The organism is Kribbella sp. NPDC049174 (genome assembly GCF_043197365.1).
Lineage (GTDB): Bacteria > Actinomycetota > Actinomycetes > Propionibacteriales > Kribbellaceae > Kribbella.
This window is the reverse complement of the sequence record NZ_JBICSZ010000002.1, coordinates 546,527-565,568: the sequence shown is the minus strand read 5'-3', so window position 1 is coordinate 565,568 and position 19,042 is coordinate 546,527. Positions and strand designations below refer to the sequence as shown.

At 69.7% G+C, this 19,042-nt stretch carries 20 protein-coding genes; 7 read left to right on the top strand and 13 right to left on the bottom strand.

Going from position 1 to position 19,042, the window contains the following annotated elements:
- Positions 1–4 precede the first annotated feature (4 nt).
- The gene (locus ACGFIF_RS13200) at positions 5–565 is read right to left on the bottom strand and encodes a PH domain-containing protein (RefSeq protein WP_393154484.1); all 561 of its coding nucleotides are present in this window, start codon (positions 563–565) and stop codon (positions 5–7) included.
- 90 nt (positions 566–655) lie between these two features.
- Here ACGFIF_RS13200 and deoC point away from each other — a divergent pair, with 90 nt between their 5' ends.
- The 4 genes from deoC to ACGFIF_RS13180 are packed head-to-tail and all read left to right on the top strand — an operon-like array spanning position 656 to position 4,983.
- Positions 656–1,612 carry a deoxyribose-phosphate aldolase gene (gene deoC, locus ACGFIF_RS13195; RefSeq protein WP_132209106.1) on the top strand — a complete coding sequence of 319 codons (957 nt, stop codon included), beginning with the start codon at positions 656–658 and terminating at the stop codon, positions 1,610–1,612.
- 3 nt (positions 1,613–1,615) lie between these two features.
- The gene (locus ACGFIF_RS13190) at positions 1,616–3,052 is read left to right on the top strand and encodes an aldehyde dehydrogenase family protein (protein ID WP_393154483.1); all 1,437 of its coding nucleotides are present in this window, start codon (positions 1,616–1,618) and stop codon (positions 3,050–3,052) included.
- A 34-nt stretch (positions 3,053–3,086) separates the two neighbouring features.
- Positions 3,087–3,932, top strand: coding sequence for an aldehyde dehydrogenase family protein (locus tag ACGFIF_RS13185; protein WP_393154482.1), 846 nt, complete (start codon positions 3,087–3,089; stop codon positions 3,930–3,932).
- Positions 3,933–3,972: 40 nt separating this feature from the next.
- Positions 3,973–4,983: a S66 peptidase family protein gene (locus ACGFIF_RS13180; RefSeq protein WP_393154481.1), complete on the top strand. Its 1,011-nt coding sequence runs from the start codon at positions 3,973–3,975 to the stop codon at positions 4,981–4,983.
- Positions 4,984–5,005: 22 nt separating this feature from the next.
- On the opposite strand, the gene ACGFIF_RS13175 is transcribed toward ACGFIF_RS13180, so the two are convergent.
- Both ACGFIF_RS13175 and ACGFIF_RS13170 read right to left on the bottom strand, forming a co-directional pair.
- Entirely contained in the window at positions 5,006–5,617 is a 612-nt protein-coding gene (locus ACGFIF_RS13175; RefSeq protein WP_393154480.1) for a hypothetical protein, read from the bottom strand.
- 44 nt (positions 5,618–5,661) lie between these two features.
- Positions 5,662–6,681 (bottom strand): serine/threonine-protein kinase, encoded by a 1,020-nt coding sequence (locus ACGFIF_RS13170; protein WP_393154479.1) that lies wholly within the window; start codon positions 6,679–6,681, stop codon positions 5,662–5,664.
- 55 nt (positions 6,682–6,736) lie between these two features.
- Here ACGFIF_RS13170 and ACGFIF_RS13165 point away from each other — a divergent pair, with 55 nt between their 5' ends.
- The gene (locus ACGFIF_RS13165) at positions 6,737–7,276 is read left to right on the top strand and encodes an RNA polymerase sigma factor (RefSeq protein WP_393154478.1); all 540 of its coding nucleotides are present in this window, start codon (positions 6,737–6,739) and stop codon (positions 7,274–7,276) included.
- A gap of 49 nt (positions 7,277–7,325) precedes the next feature.
- On the opposite strand, the gene pepN is transcribed toward ACGFIF_RS13165, so the two are convergent.
- From pepN to ACGFIF_RS13150, 3 genes are read right to left on the bottom strand one after another with little or no spacing between them, the layout of a single operon-like run.
- The gene (pepN, locus tag ACGFIF_RS13160; RefSeq protein WP_393154477.1) at positions 7,326–9,767 is read right to left on the bottom strand and encodes an aminopeptidase N; all 2,442 of its coding nucleotides are present in this window, start codon (positions 9,765–9,767) and stop codon (positions 7,326–7,328) included.
- Positions 9,768–9,790: 23 nt separating this feature from the next.
- Complete coding sequence (locus ACGFIF_RS13155) at positions 9,791–10,276, bottom strand: hypothetical protein (protein WP_393154476.1); 486 nt, start codon at positions 10,274–10,276, stop codon at positions 9,791–9,793.
- Positions 10,273–11,154, bottom strand: a complete 882-nt coding sequence (locus ACGFIF_RS13150; RefSeq protein ID WP_393154475.1) for a LysR family transcriptional regulator — start codon at positions 11,152–11,154, stop codon at positions 10,273–10,275. Before ACGFIF_RS13150 ends, ACGFIF_RS13155 begins: the two co-directional genes overlap by 4 nt.
- 89 nt (positions 11,155–11,243) lie before the next feature.
- On the opposite strand from ACGFIF_RS13150, the gene ACGFIF_RS13145 reads away from it, so the two are divergent.
- A complete protein-coding gene (locus ACGFIF_RS13145) occupies positions 11,244–11,981 on the top strand; it encodes a sulfite exporter TauE/SafE family protein (RefSeq protein ID WP_393155466.1) in 738 nt (245 codons plus the stop codon).
- A gap of 225 nt (positions 11,982–12,206) precedes the next feature.
- On the opposite strand, the gene ACGFIF_RS13140 is transcribed toward ACGFIF_RS13145, so the two are convergent.
- Both ACGFIF_RS13140 and ACGFIF_RS13135 read right to left on the bottom strand, forming a co-directional pair.
- On the bottom strand, positions 12,207–12,698 hold the full coding sequence (locus ACGFIF_RS13140) for a YkvA family protein (protein WP_393154474.1): 492 nt from the start codon (positions 12,696–12,698) through the stop codon (positions 12,207–12,209).
- Between the two features lie 36 nt (positions 12,699–12,734).
- A complete protein-coding gene (locus ACGFIF_RS13135) occupies positions 12,735–13,559 on the bottom strand; it encodes an aldo/keto reductase (protein ID WP_393154473.1) in 825 nt (274 codons plus the stop codon).
- 55 nt (positions 13,560–13,614) lie between these two features.
- Here ACGFIF_RS13135 and ACGFIF_RS13130 point away from each other — a divergent pair, with 55 nt between their 5' ends.
- A complete protein-coding gene (locus ACGFIF_RS13130) occupies positions 13,615–14,652 on the top strand; it encodes a DUF5937 family protein (protein WP_393154472.1) in 1,038 nt (345 codons plus the stop codon).
- Here ACGFIF_RS13130 and ACGFIF_RS13125 read toward each other — a convergent pair.
- The 5 genes from ACGFIF_RS13125 to ACGFIF_RS13105 form a co-directional block, all read right to left on the bottom strand.
- Positions 14,645–15,577, bottom strand: coding sequence for a S1C family serine protease (locus tag ACGFIF_RS13125; RefSeq protein ID WP_393154471.1), 933 nt, complete (start codon positions 15,575–15,577; stop codon positions 14,645–14,647). The genes ACGFIF_RS13130 and ACGFIF_RS13125 overlap by 8 nt on opposite strands.
- Positions 15,578–15,614: 37 nt before the next feature.
- Positions 15,615–16,553 (bottom strand): VWA domain-containing protein, encoded by a 939-nt coding sequence (locus ACGFIF_RS13120; protein WP_393154470.1) that lies wholly within the window; start codon positions 16,551–16,553, stop codon positions 15,615–15,617.
- Positions 16,550–17,494: a DUF58 domain-containing protein gene (locus ACGFIF_RS13115; protein WP_393154469.1), complete on the bottom strand. Its 945-nt coding sequence runs from the start codon at positions 17,492–17,494 to the stop codon at positions 16,550–16,552. The genes ACGFIF_RS13120 and ACGFIF_RS13115 overlap by 4 nt, the downstream gene beginning before the upstream one ends.
- On the bottom strand, positions 17,491–18,513 hold the full coding sequence (locus tag ACGFIF_RS13110) for an AAA family ATPase (RefSeq protein ID WP_393154468.1): 1,023 nt from the start codon (positions 18,511–18,513) through the stop codon (positions 17,491–17,493). Before ACGFIF_RS13110 ends, ACGFIF_RS13115 begins: the two co-directional genes overlap by 4 nt.
- A gap of 164 nt (positions 18,514–18,677) precedes the next feature.
- The gene (locus ACGFIF_RS13105) at positions 18,678–19,031 is read right to left on the bottom strand and encodes a hypothetical protein (RefSeq protein ID WP_393154467.1); all 354 of its coding nucleotides are present in this window, start codon (positions 19,029–19,031) and stop codon (positions 18,678–18,680) included.
- Positions 19,032–19,042 lie beyond the last annotated feature (11 nt).

Sequence of the window (19,042 nt, the reverse complement as noted above, 5' to 3'; positions counted from 1 at the left end):
TCGATCAGCGGAGCAGGGCCGCCACGACGGCGACCACCGCCAGCGCACCGATGACGGCCAGCTCCGGGCGGGCCCAGGTGGTGACCACCTCGCCGTGGGACTTGGCGGCGTACTGCTCCATGTGGCTCTCGACCCGGTTGACGACGAACTCGGCCCGGGAGACGGAGCTCTCGGCCGACAGTTTGCGGCCGCCGACCCGCTGCTTCCTGAGGTCACGCATGACGAGTTGGACGCCGGGAGCGCGGAACCGGTCGTCACCCACGTGCACGCGGAGGATGTCGGTGACGTCGACGCCCGTGACCTTGCTCCACGGGATGGTGTGGTCGCGCAGGTGGTTACGCAGCAGGAGATGCTCGGGGCTGAGCGTGACCGACGGCCGGATCAGGCCGACGTACGTGAGCACCATCAGGATGCCGATGATGGCGGCGACCAGCAGACCGCTCACGGTCCGCCACTCCAGCGCGATGTCGAGCAATCCGGCCAGGCCGATCACGAGCACGATCACACCGGTGATCCGGTTCGAGGTGGACAGGTACTGCTCGCTCTCCAGCGACTTCGGCTTCACCAGCACAAACTAACCGCCGACCGGTCACCGGCCCCACAGCGAGGGACGGATCGTGACCTGGCCGCGAGAAACCGCACTAGACTGCCGGACGTGACCACACTCGACAGCGGCGTCGACACACTGGCCGACGTGACCTCGTCCGAGGACCGGCTGCGCCGGTTCCTGCTCGGCCTGCCGGGCGTCGACCAGGTCGGCGCCGAGGCGAGGGCTGCCACTCTCGGCACCCGGTCGATCAAGACCACCGCCAAGGCGTACGCACTCGATCTGGCGATCCAGATGATCGACCTGACCACGCTGGAGGGCCAGGACACCCCAGGCAAGGTGCGGGCCCTGTGCGCGAAGGCGAAGCGGCCCGATCCGGCCGACCCGACCGCGCCGCAGGTGGCCGCGGTCTGTGTCTACCCGGACCTGGTGGCGACGGCCAAGCACGAGCTGCGCGGCTCGGGGATCAACGTGGCGAGCGTCGCAACCGCCTTCCCCAGCGGGCGTTCCAGCCTGGCGATCAAGATCCAGGACACCAAGGACGCGGTCGCCTCGGGTGCCGACGAGGTCGACATGGTGATCGACCGCGGCGCCTTCCTGTCCGGCCGCTACGGACTGGTCTTCGACGAGATCACCGCGATCCGCGAGGCGGCCGGCGACGCGCACCTGAAGGTGATCCTGGAGACCGGCGAGCTGGTCACCTACGACAACGTCCGGCGGGCTTCCTGGCTGGCGATGCTGGCCGGTGCGGACTTCATCAAGACTTCAACCGGCAAGGTGTCCCCGGCGGCCACCCTGCCGGTCACGCTGGTGATGCTCGAGGCGGTCCGCGACTACCACGAGGCCACCGGCCTGCACATCGGCGTCAAACCGGCCGGTGGCATCCGGACCGCGAAGGACGCGATCAAGTACCTGGTCACGGTCAACGAGACCGCCGGACCCGACTGGCTGGACCCGGAGCTGTTCCGCTTCGGCGCCTCCAGTCTGCTGAACGACCTGCTGATGCAACGCACCAAGCTGGCCACCGGGCACTACCCCGGACCCGACTACTTCACGCTGGACTGAGGCATGAGCAGATTCGAGTACGCACCGGCCCCGGAATCCCGGGCCATCGTCGACATCAAGTCGTCGTACGGGCTCTTCATCAACGGGGCGTTCGTCGAGGCGACGGACGGGAAGCCGTTCAAGACCGTCAGTCCGTCGTCGGAGGAGGTGCTCGCGGAGGTCAGCGAGGCCGGTCCGGCCGACATCGACAAAGCAGTGAAGGCGGCCCGGAAGTCCTTCGACAAGGTCTGGGGCCCAATGGCCGGCCGGGACCGGGCGAAGTACCTGTACCGGATCGCGCGGCTGGTCCAGGAGCGCGCCCGCGAGCTGGCCGTGCTGGAGTCGCTCGACAACGGCAAGCCGATCCGCGAGTCGCGTGACGTCGACATCCCGCTGGTGGCCGCGCACTTCTTCTACTACGCGGGCTGGGCGGACAAGCTCGAGTACGCCGGTGCCGGCCAGGACCCGCAGCCGCTGGGGGTCGCGGGCCAGGTGATCCCGTGGAACTTCCCTATGCTGATGCTGGCCTGGAAGATCGCGCCCGCGCTGGCCGCCGGTAACACCGTCGTACTGAAGCCGGCCGAGACGACCCCGCTGACCGCGCTCGCGTTCGCGGAGATCTGCCGGCAGGCGGACCTGCCGCCCGGTGTGGTGAACATCGTCACCGGCGCCGGCCGGACCGGCCAGGCGCTGGTCGAGCACCCGGACGTGGACAAGGTCGCGTTCACCGGTTCGACCGAGGTCGGCCGCTCGATCGCCAAGGCGGTCGCCGGGTCGGACAAGAAGGTGACGCTGGAACTCGGCGGCAAGGCGGCGAACATCGTCTTCGAGGACGCGCCGATCGACCAGACCATCGAGGGCATCGTCAACGGCATCTTCTTCAACCAGGGTCACGTCTGCTGCGCCGGTTCGCGGCTGCTGGTCCAGGAGAGTGTGTACGACGAGGTGCTGGCGCGGCTGAAGCGCCGGATGAGCACCCTGCGGGTCGGCGACCCGCTGGACAAGAACACCGATATCGGCGCGATCAACTCGTCGGCCCAGCTGGCCAAGATCCGCGAGCTGTCCCAGATCGGCGAGGACGAGGGCGCCGAGCGCTGGTCGCCGGAGTGCGAGCTGCCGGCCGAGGGGTACTGGTTCCCGCCGACCGTCTTCACCGGGGTGTCGCAGGCGCACCGGATCGCCCGCGAGGAGATCTTCGGGCCGGTGCTGTCGGTGCTCACCTTCCGGACCCCGGCCGAGGCGGTGGAGAAGGCGAACAACACCCCGTTCGGGCTGTCCGCCGGGATCTGGACCGAAAAGGGCTCCCGGATCCTGTGGATGGCCAACCAGCTGCGCGCCGGCGTGGTCTGGGCGAACACGTTCAACCGCTTCGACCCGACCTCGCCGTTCGGCGGGTACAAGGAGTCGGGCTACGGCCGCGAGGGCGGTCGCCATGGTCTGGAGGCCTACCTTGCCCACTAAGGCTGCATCCAATTCTCCTGGACCGAGGCTGGAAGTGCGGAAGACCTACAAGCTGTACATCGGCGGCGCCTTCCCCCGCAGCGAATCCGGCCGGTCGTACGTGGTGACCAATGCCAAGGGCAAGTTTCTCGCGAACGCGTCCCAGGCCTCCCGCAAGGACGCCCGGGACGCGGTCGTCGCGGCCCGGAAGGCGTTCGGCGGCTGGTCCGGCAAGACCGCGTACAACCGCGGCCAGATCCTCTACCGGATCGCCGAGGTGATGGAGGGTCGGCACGAGCAGTTCAGTGCCGAGGTGGCCGCCTCCGAGGGCCTGTCGATCAGCAAGGCGCGGGACGTCGTGGACGCCGCGATCGACCGCTGGGTCTGGTACGCCGGCTGGGCCGACAAGCTGGCCCAGGTGGTCGGTTCGAGCAACCCGGTGGCCGGCCCGTACTTCGACTTTTCGTTGCCCGAGGCAACCGGTGTGATCGCGGTGCTGGCACCGCAGGACTCCAGCCTGCTCGGGCTGACCAGCGTGATCGCGCCCGCGATCGTCTCCGGGAACACGGTCGTCGCCGTCTCGTCGTTCGAGCGTCCGCTGCCGGCCGTGACACTGGGCGAGGTGATGGCGACCTCCGACCTGCCGGGTGGAGTGGTCAACATCCTGACCGGGTCCGCGTCGGAGATCGGCCCGTGGCTGGCGTCGCACATGGATGTCAACGCGATCGACCTGTGCGGGATCGCGTCCGCCGACGAGGCCCGCGACCTGGAGGCCGCGGCCGCCGAGAACCTGAAGCGGGTACGACGTCCCGCCGAGGAGGACTGGTCGGAGTCGCCGGGCCTGTCCCGCCTGACGCAGTACCTGGAACTGAAGACCGTCTGGCACCCGATCGGCGTATAAATCACTCACCCTGACGGGCGAGGCGTCGTACAGTCGCCGCATGGTTCAACCTGGTGACAAGGTCGCGATCGTCTCACCGTCGGGTGGGTTGCCGGAGATCTTCCCGGCGCCGTACGAGCTCGGGCTGCGGCGATTGCGTGACTTCGGCCTGGAGCCGGTGGAGTATCCGACCACCCGCAAACTCGGCACGACTCCGGCCGAGCGGGCCGCCGACCTGCACGCGGCCTGGTCGGATCCGTCGATCCGCGCGGTGATCGCGAGTATCGGCGGCGACGACCAGCTCACCGTGCTGAAGCACCTCGACCCTGAGGTGTTCCGGGCCGATCCGAAGCCGTTCTTCGGCTACAGCGACAACACGAACCTGCTCAACTTCCTGTATTCCTTGGGATTGCCGGCGTACCACGGCGGCAGCGTGATGGTGCAGTTCGGCCGCGGCGGCGCGATGCACCCCGACTCCGAGCGCTCGTTGCGGGCGGCGCTGTTCACCCCGGGCGAGTTCGAGCTGACTCCGGCTGAGGGCTGGACGGATCACGACCGCGACTGGGCCGATGCGTCGCTGCTCGAGACCGAGCCGCCGCTGTTCCCCGGAACGGGCTGGACCTGGAGCGGCTCACAGCCGGTCAGCGGGCGGTTGTGGGGCGGCTGCGTGGAGATCCTCGACTGGCAGTTGTCCGTCAATCGCTGGATGCTGCCCGTGGAGTCCTATGACGGCGTGCTGTTCCTGGAGACCAGCGAGGAGATGCCGACGTCGGAGCAGGTCTACCGGATCCTCCGCACCTTTGGCGAGCGCGGTCTGCTGGAGCGCTTCGACGCGGTTCTCTGGGCCCGGCCGAAGTCCTGGTCGCTCGAGCAGCACACCACCCCGGCGGAAGCCGTCGCCTACGTCACCGGGCAGTACCTCGCGGTCGACCGGGCCCTCGCCGAGTACAACCCGTCCGCCGTCGTGGTGAAGGGCCTGGACATCGGCCACACCGACCCTCAGCTGATCCTTCCGTACGGCGGCCAGGTCTCGATCGACCCGGCTGCCGAGCGGATCACCGTCACCTACTAGTAGCCCTCGGCGGCGGGCGAGGTCAGCGGACGACGGTGCGGGTCAACGCGGGATTGGGGTCGGGGAAGCAGGAGACCGGGGCCGTGATGGTGACGAACTTCCACTTGATCTTGGCCTGGAGGGTGAGGCCTGGATCGTCGTAGCTGGTGCCCTTGAGTCTGGTCTCGATGACGGCGCCGCGCCGGCCGGACTTCAGCCGGACGGACAGCGACGGAAGCTGGTAGTTCGCGCCGCCGGGGATCGGGCCGGCCACCTTGATGACGGCGACACCGCGATCGAGGTGGACAGTGGGCGTGGAGTTGAGCCCCGAGCCGCCGCTCAGCTTGGCACTCACGTACGACGAGTTGGCCGGGATCGGAACCCGCAACGACAGGTCCCGGACCTCCTTCAGCTTGAACCCTTTGACCTCAGCGGGCAGTGACCCCGGCTTGAGGTCGACGGCGACGGTGAACCGGGTGTTCGGCGGCACAGTGGCCGGCGCCTTCGCGTCGACCCCCTGCCGCAACGACAGCAGATGCCGGCCGAACTTGGTGTCCGCCCGGCACGAGTAGCTCGCGACCGGCGCCGCCTCGGCCCCGCTCGCGACGAGCAGCGGCAGCACGGCAAGGACCATGACACTGCACTGAGTAGTCATATGACTACTCTAAGCAGCCGCCCACTCCAGCAGATCCCCTCGTCTCACTGGCCGAACAAGAACCAGCCGCCCAGGCCGGCGAGTACGAAGACGAGTGGTAGGGCCAGGAGGAACAGGGCTCGTCCGCGGCGGCGGCGTACCGCTGACTCCGTGGCGACGGTTGTCGGTATGTCTTCGTCGGGGTCGCTGATGTGCGTCCGCTCCAACGCGCGCAGCGGCGCTTCCTGCTCCAAGCGGTACGCCTCCGCTTCCAGTCGCTCGGCGAGGGTGTCCGCACGCTCCCAGCGGTCGCCCACGTGGTACGCCAGCGCGCGGGCGAAGAGATCGTCGAGCTGCCCGACCGAGTCGTGCAGCGTCGGCCGCAGGCTCGGCGGCGGTAGGTCGGGGTCGCGGTTGAGCACGTCGGTGATCGAGCCCGCGGAGTACGGCGGATGCCCGGTGAGCAGTGCGTACGTCACCGCACCGACCGCGTAGATGTCCGCCCGCTCGTCGAATCCGCCGTCGCCACGGCCCTGCTCGGGTGCCATGTACGACGGCGTGCCGACGGCCTGGGTCAGTCCGGACGCCTCGGCGGCTCGCTTGGCCAGCCCGAGGTCGGCCAGGACGATCCGGTGCGTCCCACCGCCGGACTCGTCGCCCTGGTTGGGCCGGAGCAGCAGGTTCGCCGGCGTCACATCGCGGTGGACGACACCCTCGGCATGCAGCGCGGCGACCGCGCGGGCCAGGTCCGCACCCCACCACAACGCGTCGGCCGGATCCAGCGGCCCGTGCCGGAGCACCTCGGCCAGCGTGCCGCCGCCGACGTAGTCCATCACGAAGTACGGGCGCCCGTCCGGCAGCTTGCCGAGGTCGAACACCCGGACCACCCGGTCGCTGGCGATCCGCCGCATCAGCCGTGCCTCGGACAGGAATCGCTCCCGGACGTCGGCGCGCGACGCCCAGTTGTCGGCGAGCACCTTGACGGCCACGTCGACGTCGAGGTCGTCGTCGTAGCCCCGCCAGACCGTCGCGAACGCGCCCGCGCCGATCTTGTCCTGAAGCCGGTACCTGCCGATGACATCCATCCGGGCTATTGTCGACCACAGCCGAGTTGTCAGGCGAACGCCACCCTGGGGGAGCATGAACGAGGAGCTGGAGCATCTCGCGGCCCGGGCCGCGGCGGGGGATCAATCGGTGGTGCCCGAACTCCTGCAGGCGATCCGTCCGCAGGTGCAGCGACGGGTGGCCAGGTTCCTGCCGTACCGCGAGGACGCCGAGGAGGCGGTCCAGGACACTTTGCTCCAGGTGGCGAACAAAATCCACACTTTCAAAGGCACCGGCAGCTTCGCCGGCTGGGTGACGATCGTCGCCACCAACCAGGCCCGGCAGACCTACCGTTCACTCAAGCGGCGCTCGGTCGAACAGTCCGCCGAGGTGCTGCCGGAGGCGATCGATCCGCGCACCACATCGGTGATCGCCGGTTCCCGGCTCGACCTGCTGGAAGCCTTGGAGAACCTGGAATCCAGCCATCCCCAACTGGTTCAACCGCTTGTTCTCCGGGACCTCGGCGCGATGACGTACGCCGAGATCGCGGACGAACTGGACGTCCCGCTAGGGACCGTCAAGGCCCGCATCCACCAGGCCCGAAAGGCCGTGGCCGAGCGGCTGACGCTCCACTAGAGCCCGGACCGTCGGGGCGACACTGTGCGTAGCCAGCCTAGGCGCTCTGTCACCCGTAGGTACGGCGTACCGCGACCGCCTTGCGCAGGTTGTCGGCGAAGTTGGCGGTCTGCCGGCGGATGCTCGGGGCAACGGTCTCGTCCGCGACCAGCGCCTCGGCCCGGGCCAGCAGGTCCGGCTCGATGACGAACTCCGGCACGATCCGGTGCACGGTGAGCGCCACCACCATGCCGGCCCTGATCTCGGCCGTCCGGTGGATGTCGGTGAAGAAGCGCTGCACGTACGGCGCGGTGACCGCGGCCTGACCGGGATGCCAGAAGCCCTCGGCCGCGGCCAGCAACTCCTTCACCCCGATGGTCGGATCCGTCATGATCCGGGTCCAGGCCGCTTCCTTGCCGTCGGCCAACGCCGACCGGCAGCGGGCGGCGTGGTTGACGCCCTCTGTCGAAGTGTCCCGGACCAACTCGGCGTCGATCTCGGCCGCCCCGAACGCATTCAGCCGGACCAGCCGCAGGACCAGGGACCAGCGCAGATCCGCGTCGATCTCCAGACCGTCCGGCGTCCGCTCACCGCTGAGCCATGCCGTCAGCAGCTCAGCCTCCGACGTGGTCGCGATGAAACCGCGCACGGTCGCGAGTTGCAGGCTGCTGCCGGGCTCCGTGGTCGCCAGCTTGTTGCCCAAGGCATCCGCGACGGCGCCGCGCGACTCGTCGTACGGAAGGTAGCCGCCGAGCACCCGCTCCTCCAGCCAGCGGACCAGCGAGCCGACCGCGATATCGCTGTCCTCGTGCTGGATCGCGGTGGCGAAGAGGTCGAGTGCCTGGCGCGGATCGAGCTCGGCGTGTGCGGTGGCATCGCGGATCGAGTTCCAGATCACTGCTCGAGTGGTGCCGTCGGCGATCTTCGGCAGTACCGCCGGGAGGTTCGCGAGGCTGGTCGCGTCGAGCCGGATCTTCGCCCAGGTGTCGTCGTCCGCATCCGGCACGATCACGGCGAGGTCATTGCTGAGGGCAACTTCCACGGAGTCGCCGTCGAGGACGACGTCGACGGTTTGTCCGCTGCCGTCGGCGTCGTACCCACGAACACTGAGTTTGTGCGGCCGGCGGGACGCGTCCGGGCTGGCGCGACGCAGGATGACACCGGCCGGGGTGCGTTCGGCCGTGATTGTGTCCAGGCCGGACGTCCGCAGCCACTGCGCGGACCAGTTGTCCAGGTCCTGCGCGCCGGCCTCGGTCAGTTTGGCGATGAACTCGTGCAGATCGGCGTTGCCGTACTCGTGCGACTCCAGGTGCGCGTTGACGCCCTTCAGGAACACGTCGTCACCGAGGTACTTCGCGAGCTGCTTGAGCACCGCGGCACCCTTGGCGTACGAGATCCCGTCGAAGTCGTCGAGCGACTGGCGCGCGTCCTTCAGGCTGTCCGGCGCGACCGGGTGGGTCGAGCTGCTCTGGTCCGTCTGCATCCCCCACCACCGGCGGACGAAGCCGAAGTCGGTCCAGTTGCCCTGGTAGTCGGTCGCGTCCTCGGACACCCGATGGGCCATGTACTCGGCGAACGACTCGTTCAGCCACATGTCGTTCCACCACTTCATGGTGACCAGGTCGCCGAACCACATGTGCGCCATCTCGTGCACGACGATCCGGGCCCGGGTACTGCGCTCGGCCTCGGTCACCTTGCTGCGGAAGACCAGGTGATCCGCGAACGTCACGCAGCCCGGGTTCTCCATCGCGCCGAGGTTGAAGTCCGGCACGAACGCCTGCCAGTACTCACCGAACGGGTACCGCTGCCGGAACATCCGGTGGTACTCGTCAAAGGCCTGCCCGGTCGTGCGGAACAGATCCTCGGCGTCCCGCTCCAGGTGCTCCTTCAGCGATTGCCGGCAGGCCAGTCCGAGCGGGATCCCGTCGTACTCGCTCCTGATCAGGTGATACGGGCCGGCGACGATCGTGACGAAGTACGACGCCAGTGGCTTCGTCTCGGCCAGCTCCCACTGCCCCGGGCCGACCTGGGTGGCGGCACCGTTGCCCAGCACCACCCAGTCCTCGGGGCACTTCACCGTCACCGTGTACGGCGCTTTGAGGTCCGGCTGGTCGAAACACGGGTAGTAGCGGGGCGCCGACTCGAGCGACGACATCCCGTAGGTGTAGACGCGTCCATCGGCCGCGTCGACCGATCGCACGAGGCCCTCGCCGTCCACGGAGTACTTCAGCTCCGCGGTCACCACGACCTCGTTCTCGGCCTGCAAACCGGTCAGTGGAAACCTGCCCTCCGCCAGCAGGCCGACGTCCAGCGCGGCGCCGTTCAGCTCGACCGCGAGCAACCGCTCGGGCTTGACGTCCACCCAGGTCGAGTCACTCGTCGCCCCGAACCGGATCCGGCTGGTGGTGACGAAGGTGTCTCCCGATCCGGTCAGATCGAAGTCGACCCGGTACGACCGGACTGCAAGGTCTGCCGCCCGGATCCGGGCCTCTTCCACTGTCAACGCGCGCATGGCTGCACGCTATCCGAGAGGTCCTAGGACCCCGTCAGCTTTTCGCGCACAGCATGCGCCCGGGCCCGATCCCGCTCCGCCAGCGTCTCGTCCAGAGCCATCGTGTCAAGGGCCCCGAGCAACCGCGCGTCCGGCAAACCATCGGCAGGTACGGCGGCCGCCGCGAGCAGAGCCGTCGCACGCACGTCCGCGTCGCTGGTGCCCTCGAGCACCGCCGCGATCAACGCCGCGTCCTCGGCCTCGGCAAGACTCGTCAGCACGTTCAGCGCACTCAGATGATCGAACGCCGCCCGCAGCTCCGCATCACCGGCGATCGGCGGCCGCGACAGCACCTCCCGCGCCACCTGCCGCACCTCACCACCGAGCGGCTCCAACGGATTCCCTCCGGACAACCGCGTGTACGACGCAGCCACCTGGTACATGTTCAGCGCCCGGCAGACAGTGGCCACGTTGTCGCTGTGGAGCAGCGCACTGAACGCCTGCAGGGGAATCGCCTCGTCCGCAGTCATACCCGCACGCTAGCTGCCGCGTGCAGGTGGGCGGCCAGGAGGTGCGCGGACTCGGGGGCGTTCGCGGCGTAGCAGAGCAGGTGGGCGCGGGTGGACCAGGAATCCTGCAGCGGGCAGATCTCGACCGCGGTGTTCGCGTCGACGGCCCGGCGGGGAACGATCGCCAGGCCGGCGCCCGCGGTGGCGAGGGTGATCAGGGTGTGCAGGGTCGGCACGAGCGTGCGGTAGCGAGGAGCAGGGGCGTGGGGTCCAAGGCGGTCGTCCATCCACTGGGTGAGGGGTGAGCCGCGGTCGAGGCCGACCAGGGGATGTTCGGCGACTTCGGCGTACGCGATCGAGGTGCGGCCGGACAGGACACCGCCGGCCTGGCCGATGACGACGAGCGAGTCGTCGGCGAGGGGTTCGGTCCGGAGATCGGTGGGTTCGTCGTCGAGGATCACGCCGAGATCGGCCTCACCGGAGGCCAGGATCCGCACGCTGCGGACTGTCCGGCGTTCCCGGACGTTCACGTCGTACTCGGGATGGTCGCGCAGGAAGGTGGCGAGCGCGGCGGGGACGAGCTGGTGCATCGCGGAGCCGCCGGCGACCAGCCGGATCGGCTCGGTGCGGGAGACGGCGTACGACGCGACGGCGCTGTCCAGGCGGGTGGTCTCGGCGAGGACCTCGCGGGCGTGTCGGGCCAGGGTGGCGCCAGCGGGGGTGAGCCGGACACCGCGGCGCTCGCGGATCAGGAGCGGTACGCCGGCCTGCGCTTCGAGGGCCCTGACCCGCGCGCTGGCCGAAGGCAGACTCAGGTGCATCACCCGCGCGCCGCCGGTGATCGAGCCTTCTGCCGCAACATGTGTGAAGAGTCTGAGGTCGTCCAGGTCGTACCGCATGAGGTCTAGCCTACGTCCCAGCCTTAGGCTGACTACGAGGATCGCGCATTGTGGAGCCCCGGTCGAGCCGTGATGCTCGAAGGGTGCTGATGATCCTCCTGGCCGGTGTCGCCGCCGGCGCCCTCAACGCCGTCGGCGGTGGCGGGAGCTTCGTGGCACTGTCCGCGCTGGTCGCCACCGGCATGCCTCCGGTCACCGCGAACGCGACCACGACCGTCGCCCTGCTGCCCGGCAACGCGACCAGCGCGTGGGTGTACCGGCGCGAGATCCACGCCTTCCAGCAACCGTCGACACTCGGGCTGACGCTGGCCAGCGTGGTCGGCGGCGCGCTCGGCGCCGGGTTGCTGCTGTGGTTGCCGTCAGCATCTTTCGACGCGGCGGTGCCGTGGTTGCTGGCGTTCGCGACGATCGTGCTCGCGTTCGGCCGGCGGCTCACCCAGGCGATCCGGCTGGGCACGCCCGGACCCGCGGTGATCCTGGCCGGGCAGTTCGTGCTGTCGATCTACGGCGGGTACTTCGGTGGCGCGGTCGGGTTGATGATGCTGGCGTTCTGGACCGCGACCACGTCGCTCGACCCGGCCAAGGGCAATCCGTTGCGGGTGAACCAGGTCGCCGCCGTCTACCTCACCGCCGGCGTCATCTTCCTGTTCGCCGCCGACGTCACTGGGCAACCGTTCGAACTGGTCGCGCTGCTGGTCGGTGCTGTCGTCGGCGGTTATGCCGGTGCCCATCTGGTTCGCCGGCTGCCGGCCGCCGTACTGCGTGCTCTGGTCCTCACCACCGCGGTCGCTATGACCGCCCTGTTCTTCCTGCGAGCGTTCCGGTGAACCGCGCGCAGCTCGCGATGGCCTACCAGGCTTGCGAGGTCGCCGACCTGGCCCGGTCGGCAGTCAGCTTGCACGACCCGGCCGAGGCCGTTGCGCAGGCAGAGCTCGTACTGGCATCCGCCCACCAGCTCCTCGCCGCGGCCACCCGCCTCAACGACCCGGCGCCTCCCACCGACGGCTTACAGCTGTTCGCCTACGAGCACCCCGAGGAAGCCGCCGCCGACATCACCGACTGGCTCCGCCACTGCCCGGCAGCTTTCCCGGAAGACGGTCACGCTCATGACGAAGGTAGAGACCCGTCGCCGTCGACACGCTCGTGAGCAGCCAGACCGCCACGCCCGCGTCGTCGGCCACCCCGATGATCGGCAGCAGCTCCGGCAGCACATCGATCGGCGACACCAGGTAGACCAGCGCCAGCCCCCACAGAGCCATCCGGCTGGTAGGCAGCCCGGGGTAGTCGCCGCGCCGTGCGGCCCGCAACAGTCTGGGCAGCGCCCGAGCCCGCTCGAACACGTCCCCGATCGGCTCCGGTTCGCCGCGCGCCGCCCGCCGGCGTTTGAGCGACCGCCGCCGGACGACGCCAACGCCGCTCACCGCGGCCCCGACCACCAGCAGGCCCACGCCGACCCCGACCGCCGGCAACCCGGCGACCTCGCCGTCGCGAAAGACCAGGGTCGCCAGCCCGATCAGGCCCAGCAGTCCACCGAAGAACACCATCCACCAACTCTAGGGCCCGCATCCGTTACGCGCTGTTCAGCCGCTGAAGGCGTCCAGTCGGGACAATTGATCGGCGGTCAGGTGGAGATCGGCCGCGGCGACGTTCTCGGCCAGGTGGACTTCGGAGCTCGTGCCCGGGATGGGTACGACGACCGGCGACCGGTGCAGTAACCACGCCAGCGAGAGCTGCGCCGCCGTCGCGCCGGACTCGGCCGCGATCTCCGCCAACACCCGCGACCCTGCGTGCGCGCCGAGCGCGATCGGGACCCAGGGGATGAAGGCGATGCCCTCGGCTGTGCAGTAGTCCAGCACGGGCTGGTGCTCGCGGTCGGTCAGGTTGTAGCGGTTCTGCACGCTGACGACGTCGACGGAACGGCGCGCTTCCGTCAGCTGATCGACGGTCACCTCGGACAGTCCGACGTACCGCGCCTTGCCCTCGTCCACGAGTTGCGCCAGGGCGCCCAGCTGGTCGGCGAACGGAACCGCCGGGTCGACCCGATGCAGTTGCAGCAGGTCGATTCGCTCGACCCGCAGGCGCCGGAGACTCAGCTCGGCCGCCTGTCTGAGGTACTCCGGCCGCCCCAACGGGATCCACTCCCGCGGCGACGGACGGGTGTGGCCGATCTTGGTCGCGATCACCACGTCGCCGTACGGATGCAGGGCCTCGGCGAGCAGTTCCTCGTTGGCCCCGATGCCGTACGCGTCGGCGGTGTCGATGAAGTCGACGCCGAGCTCGACTGCCCGCCGGGCCACCCGGATCGCGTCCCCCCGGTCCGCCACCGGCCGGTAGCCGGTCAGCCGCATCGCGCCGAAGCCAAGTCGATGAATGTCCAGCTCGCCGATCTTGAGTCGCATCGTCATGGCCTCAACCCTCGGATCGCCGGAGCGCCGAGTGAATTGATTTAGGCTGGGCTGAATGCTGACGATCACCTTCACCGTGCCCGATCTGGCCCGCACCCGGATCGCGGTGTCGCCGTTGTGGGAGGTGGTCGCGAGCATCCGGCTGCTCATGACGCGGCGGCCGCACCAGTTCCACGACCGCTGGGCGCGGACGGCGAAGGAGCGGATCGCGGGCGTCGACCTGGGGCTGCTGTTCGATCTCGTCGATCCCGGTGTCTGGTACACCCCGGACTTCCTCACCCCGCCGCCGCACAGCCCGTTCCCCGACCTGGCCGCGGATCTCGGCGTACTGCGGCGTGTCCCGGCCGACCAGGTCCGTGCGGATCTCGACGTACTCGCGTACGCCCGAAGTCATCCACTCGGCTCGTTGGCCGAGGCATCGGTCCCGCGCCGGCTTCCGGCGGCGCGCGACCTTCCGTCCGATGCTGTCGCCGCCCTGTACGCCGATCCAGTGGCCGGGATCGCGTTACTGGCCGAGCAGGTGCAGACCTACTGGGACCTGGCGATCGCACCGCACTGGGGCCGGATCCGCGCCTTGCTGGAGGGCGATCTGCGCTACCGCGGCCGGCAACTCGGCCTGGCCGGTCCGGCCGGACTGTTCGACGACCTGGCCGCGACAGTGAAATGGCGTGGCGACTCCCTGCACATCAGGCACCGGCGCTTTCACGGCGTCCGGCAGCTGGCTGGTGAAGGGCTGTTGCTGGTGCCGTCCGCCTTCGTCTGGCCGACGGTCTACTCGAGCACGATCCCGCCGTGGCAGCCGACACTCACCTACCCCGCTCGCGGAATCGCCACTCTCTGGGACGACTCCGCGCATCCGGCTCCGGCCGGTGTGGCCGCCGTACTGGGCCGGTCTCGGGCCGAGTTGCTCAACCAGCTCGGCAGTCCACGATCGACCACCGAACTGGCTGCCCGCACCGGCCTGACGCCCGGCGGTGTGTCCCAGCACCTGAGTGCCTTACGCGCCGCCGGGCTGGTCACGTCACATCGGTCGGGCCGCTTGGTCCTCTACGCCCGTACCGCTCTGGCCGAGGCTTTTCTCCACGTCAGTTGATGAGTCCTTCGACGATGGTCTTCATCCGGTCGACCGGGATGGCGAAGCCGATGCCGATGTTGCCGGAGCGGGAGGTGCTGCCGAGGGTGGCGATGGCGGTGTTGACGCCGACCACCTGACCGGCCGAGTTGACCAGCGGGCCGCCGGAGTTGCCCGGGTTGATCGCGGCATCGGTCTGGATCGCCGACTGGCGGTTGCCGTTGTCACCGAACCGCGCCTGCCGGTCGACCGCGCTGACGATACCGGCGGTCACCGTTCCCTCCAGCCCGAGCGGTGAGCCGACGGCCAGCACCGGGTCGCCGACCTGCAACTGTGCGGACCGGCCGAGCGTGAGCGCACGCAGTCCCTCGGCGTCAGCGGCCGAGACCTGGAGTACGGCGAGGTCGTTGTCCTCGTCCGCGCCGATGATCTCGGCGTCGACCCGGCGGCCGTTCGACAGGACCAGCGAGACATCGCTCGCTCCTTCCACCACGTGTGCGTTGGTGACCACGTGACCTTCCTGGTCGATCGCAAACCCGGAACCGGTCGAGCGGCCGGCCCGGACGGACACCACGCCGGGCAGCACACTCGCCGCCGCCGCGGTGATCGAGCCCTGGGCGGCCGCGGGTGGTGCGGCCGCCTGGGGCAGTTCGACCGACGCGGCCTCGGGATCACGCGATCCCGTCACCGCGCCGGCCAGCCCGCCGGCCACGATCGACAGCGCGATGCTGGCGACCAGGATCCGGCCGCGGCGTGCCGTCGTACCTGCTGGTGAGACCGTCACCCCGGCCTGAGGTGCCGCAGCCGGAGAGGGGGGAGCCGACCCAGCGGAGGCCGGGGTGACGGAGAAGGGGTACGGCGGTTCCAGTACCGGCAACGGCGCCGCAGGGGGTGGACCGGGCGCGTAGTGCGGCCCACGGAACGGGTGACCGAGATGAGGGCTCATCGAAGGCTCCTTCACGGCTCAGGACTGCGCTTGCCAGTCAGGGGAGGCGCGAGAACCAGAGCAGCGAGGCCAGGGCGGCCAGCAGCGCGGCGACCAGGGCGATTCCCGCCACCAGGTTGGTGATCTCGCGTGGTTCGGTGGTCCAGCCGATCGACGACTGGAGGTCGGAGTAGACGTCGCGCAACTGCTCGTCGCTCTCGGCGGCATAGGACTCACCGCTGGTCGCGTCGGCGAGGCTCTGCAACGCCTCGGTGTCGGCGGGGACCGGGATGTCCCGGCCTTCGATGTTCACGGTGCCCTCGGCGGTGCCGTACGCGATCGTCGAGACCGGTACGCCGGCCTGGACCGCGGCGTCGGCGGCTTCGTCGATCGGACTGCCGGAGGTGTTCCCGCCGTCGGACAGCAGCACGATCCGGCTCGGCGGCGGATCCTCCGGGTCGATCGTGCGAACCGCCTGCAGGCTGGTCAGGACGGCGTCGCCGATCGCGGTGCTGTCGGTCAGTTCGAGACCGTTGATCGCGTCCACGGTGGCCTGGTGGTTGGTGCTCGGCGGCGCGACCACGGTCGCGGTCCGGGCGAACGAGACCAGGCCGACGTTGAACTTCTCCGGCAGTTCCTGGACGAACTCGACCGCGGCCTGCTGGGCCACCTCGAACCGGTTCGGCGCGACGTCGGTCGCGGCCATCGAGTTCGACACGTCCATCGCGACCACGATGGTGGCGCGTTCGCGCGGGACCCGGATGTCGGCGACCGGGCGGGCGATCGCGATCGTCAGCACAGTCAAGGCGGCGAGGAAGGCCACGGCCGGCGCGTGCCGGCGCCAGCCGGGCCGAGTCGGTGCGACCTTCTCCAGCATCGGCAGGGTCGCGAACCGGACGGCGTACTTGCTGCGGCGGCGCTGGGCGACCAGGTACGCGGCGATCAGCGCCACGACCAGCACCAGCAGCCAGAGCCACAGGGGTTGCTCGAATCTCATCGGATACCGGTCCTTCCGATCGGGTTCCGGCGGGTGCTCGCGCGGCGGCGGGCTGCGGCGAAGGCGGCCACGTCGCGGACCCAGTCGGTGTCGGTCCGCAGCACGAGATGCGCCGCGCCGGCGGCCCGGATGTCGCGAGTGGTCTGTTCACGTTTGGTTCTCATCGCGTCGGCGTACCTCCGGCGCAGTTTCCGGCTGCTGGTCTGCACCTCGCGGCGCCGGCCCGTCTCCGGGTCGACCAGCGTGAGCAGGCCGACCTCGGGGAGGTCGAGCTCGCGCGGGTCCAGCACCTCGACGGCGATCACTTCGTGCCGCGCGGACAGCCGCCGCAGCGGGTCCGCCCAGGTCTCGTCGTGGAAGTCCGAGACGACCACCCGCAGGCCGGGGCGTGGATGCTCCCGGTTGAGCCGGGTGATCGCCGCGCCGAGCGGCACGGCCGGGTGTTCGCCGGGTGTTGCCCTAGGCAACGACAACAGCGTTCGCAGGGTACGGCGAAGTGCTGCGGCCCCACCGACGTCGGGGATCCGGGACAGTTGGTCACCGACGGCGATGCGGACACCGAGCCGGTTGCCAGGACCGTCCGCGAGCAGACCGACCGCCCCGACGACGGCGATGGCGAGATCCCGCTTCTCGCTGAGCGCCGTACCGAAGTCCATGCTGGCCGATGCGTCGAGCAACGCCCAGGTCTCCAGTTCCCGCTCCGCCAGCGGCGCCCGCACGTGCGGTTCGAGCGAACGAGCCGTGACGTTCCAGTCCATCCGGCGGACATCGTCCTGGCCGGCCTGGTACGGCCGTGCCTCGTTCGGCTCGCTGCCCGGACCGCTCCGCAGACCGGTGATGTCGCCGTGCAGGAAGCCTTCCAGCTTCCGCTTGACCGAAAGCTCCAGCGTCCGCAGCGCCCGCTCCCGCCCTTTGAGCAGGTCCGGGCTGTGTTCGTTCATGCTGCCGACCCCTGGGCGTCGTCGGCGGGGACGACATGCGGTTGCTCGATGGTGTGCAGGATGCGCGAGATCACGGCCCGCGGGTCGACACCGTCGGCGAGAGCGTCGAAGGTGAGGACCAGACGATGCGACATCACGTCGAGGGCGACGTCGTACACATCGGCCGGCAGGACGTAGTCCCGGCCACGCAGCAAGGCCAGCGCCCGTCCGGCGGCGACCAGGCCGAGCGTGGCCCGTGGGCTCGCGCCGAACTCCAGCACGCCTTGCAGGTCGTTGATGCCGTACTGCTGCGGCACTCGAGTCGCATGCACGAGGCGGACGACGTACTCGGCGACCGCGTTGTGCACGAAGACCTCGTCCGTTGCCTCCTGCAACTGAGCGACCTGCTCCGGCGTGAGCACGGCGTTCGCGTGCGGTCGGTGTGCGCTCATCCGCTGCAGGATGGTGAGCTCCTCGAGCGGGCTCGGGTAGTCCACCGTGATCTTCAGCAGGAAGCGGTCCCGCTGCGCCTCGGGCAGTGCGTACACACCGTCGGACTCGATCGGGTTCTGGGTCGCCAGGACCAGGAACGGTTCGGGCAGCCGGTAGCTCGTGCCGCCGATGCTGACCTGGTGCTCGGCCATTGCCTCGAGCAACGCCGACTGCACCTTGGCCGGGGCGCGGTTGATCTCGTCCGCCAGCACGAGGTTGGCGAACACCGGGCCGAGCTCGGTGTCGAACCCCTCCGCCGACGGCCGCCAGATCCGCGTCCCCATGATGTCGCCCGGCACCAGGTCCGGCGTGAACTGCAGCCGGGAGAACCGGCCGCTGATCACCTCGGCCAGCGTCCGGACCGCCAAGGTCTTCGCAACGCCGGGCACGCCCTCCAGCAGGCAGTGCCCGCGAGCCAGCAGCCCGACCAGCATCCGCTCCACCAGGTGGTCCTGGCCGACCACGACCCGCTTCACCTCGAACAGCGCATGCTCCAGCAGAGCCGACGAAACCCCCAGCTCCCGCCGCGCCTCCGATTGCCTCTCCACACCTACCTCCACGTGATTGCTCGAACCAGACGCCGGCCACCCGGGCGCACCGGGGCCGGAGTGCCTCGCCCCATTCCCCGCCCCCAGCGCCGCGTTGGGCTGGGGGCTGGGCGGCGCCGGCGGCCTTCCGACTCCCCGGGCCGGGGCGGATGGGTCTGGGGTTGTCATGCGTTCTCGGCCGCGTCCGGCTGGGTCTGCTCGGGCTGCGACGGCTGCGACGGCTGCGTTTCGGGCTGCGACGGCTGCGCCTCACCCTGGCCCTGACCGTTCTTCTCCGGGCAGTCGGCGCCGTTGCGCCCGGCGCTGCCGCTGCCCGGGGCCTGCCCCTCGGTCCCGTTGCCCTGCGGACCGTTCTCCGAGCCGGTGCCTGGCGACGGGGTCGTGGCGCCGTCTTCGATGGTCACGTAACCCTGCTGCGGAGCCGGGTCGTCGCTCGCCGCGTACGCGACCCCGCCGACACCGAGTGCCGCCACCGCCACCGCCGCACCGAGAATGAGCCGTTTACCTGGGACGTTCATCAAATCTCCTT

Bases quoted from the DNA above. Each gene is read 5' to 3' on its own strand.
- ACGFIF_RS13190 (WP_393154483.1), top strand. From the start codon at position 1,616: ATGAGCAGATTCGAGTACGCACCGGCCCCGGAATCCCGGGCCATCGTC.
- ACGFIF_RS13180 (WP_393154481.1), top strand. From the start codon at position 3,973: ATGGTTCAACCTGGTGACAAGGTCGCGATCGTCTCACCGTCGGGTGGG.
- ACGFIF_RS13175 (WP_393154480.1), bottom strand. From the start codon at position 5,617: ATGACTACTCAGTGCAGTGTCATGGTCCTTGCCGTGCTGCCGCTGCTC.
- ACGFIF_RS13170 (WP_393154479.1), bottom strand. From the start codon at position 6,681: ATGGATGTCATCGGCAGGTACCGGCTTCAGGACAAGATCGGCGCGGGC.
- ACGFIF_RS13165 (WP_393154478.1), top strand. From the start codon at position 6,737: ATGAACGAGGAGCTGGAGCATCTCGCGGCCCGGGCCGCGGCGGGGGAT.
- pepN (WP_393154477.1), bottom strand. From the start codon at position 9,767: ATGCGCGCGTTGACAGTGGAAGAGGCCCGGATCCGGGCGGCAGACCTT.
- ACGFIF_RS13155 (WP_393154476.1), bottom strand. From the start codon at position 10,276: ATGACTGCGGACGAGGCGATTCCCCTGCAGGCGTTCAGTGCGCTGCTC.
- ACGFIF_RS13150 (WP_393154475.1), bottom strand. From the start codon at position 11,154: ATGCGGTACGACCTGGACGACCTCAGACTCTTCACACATGTTGCGGCA.
- ACGFIF_RS13145 (WP_393155466.1), top strand. From the start codon at position 11,244: ATGATCCTCCTGGCCGGTGTCGCCGCCGGCGCCCTCAACGCCGTCGGC.
- ACGFIF_RS13140 (WP_393154474.1), bottom strand. From the start codon at position 12,698: ATGGTGTTCTTCGGTGGACTGCTGGGCCTGATCGGGCTGGCGACCCTG.
- ACGFIF_RS13135 (WP_393154473.1), bottom strand. From the start codon at position 13,559: ATGACGATGCGACTCAAGATCGGCGAGCTGGACATTCATCGACTTGGC.
- ACGFIF_RS13130 (WP_393154472.1), top strand. From the start codon at position 13,615: ATGCTGACGATCACCTTCACCGTGCCCGATCTGGCCCGCACCCGGATC.
- ACGFIF_RS13125 (WP_393154471.1), bottom strand. From the start codon at position 15,577: ATGAGCCCTCATCTCGGTCACCCGTTCCGTGGGCCGCACTACGCGCCC.
- ACGFIF_RS13120 (WP_393154470.1), bottom strand. From the start codon at position 16,553: ATGAGATTCGAGCAACCCCTGTGGCTCTGGCTGCTGGTGCTGGTCGTG.
- ACGFIF_RS13115 (WP_393154469.1), bottom strand. From the start codon at position 17,494: ATGAACGAACACAGCCCGGACCTGCTCAAAGGGCGGGAGCGGGCGCTG.
- ACGFIF_RS13105 (WP_393154467.1), bottom strand. From the start codon at position 19,031: ATGAACGTCCCAGGTAAACGGCTCATTCTCGGTGCGGCGGTGGCGGTG.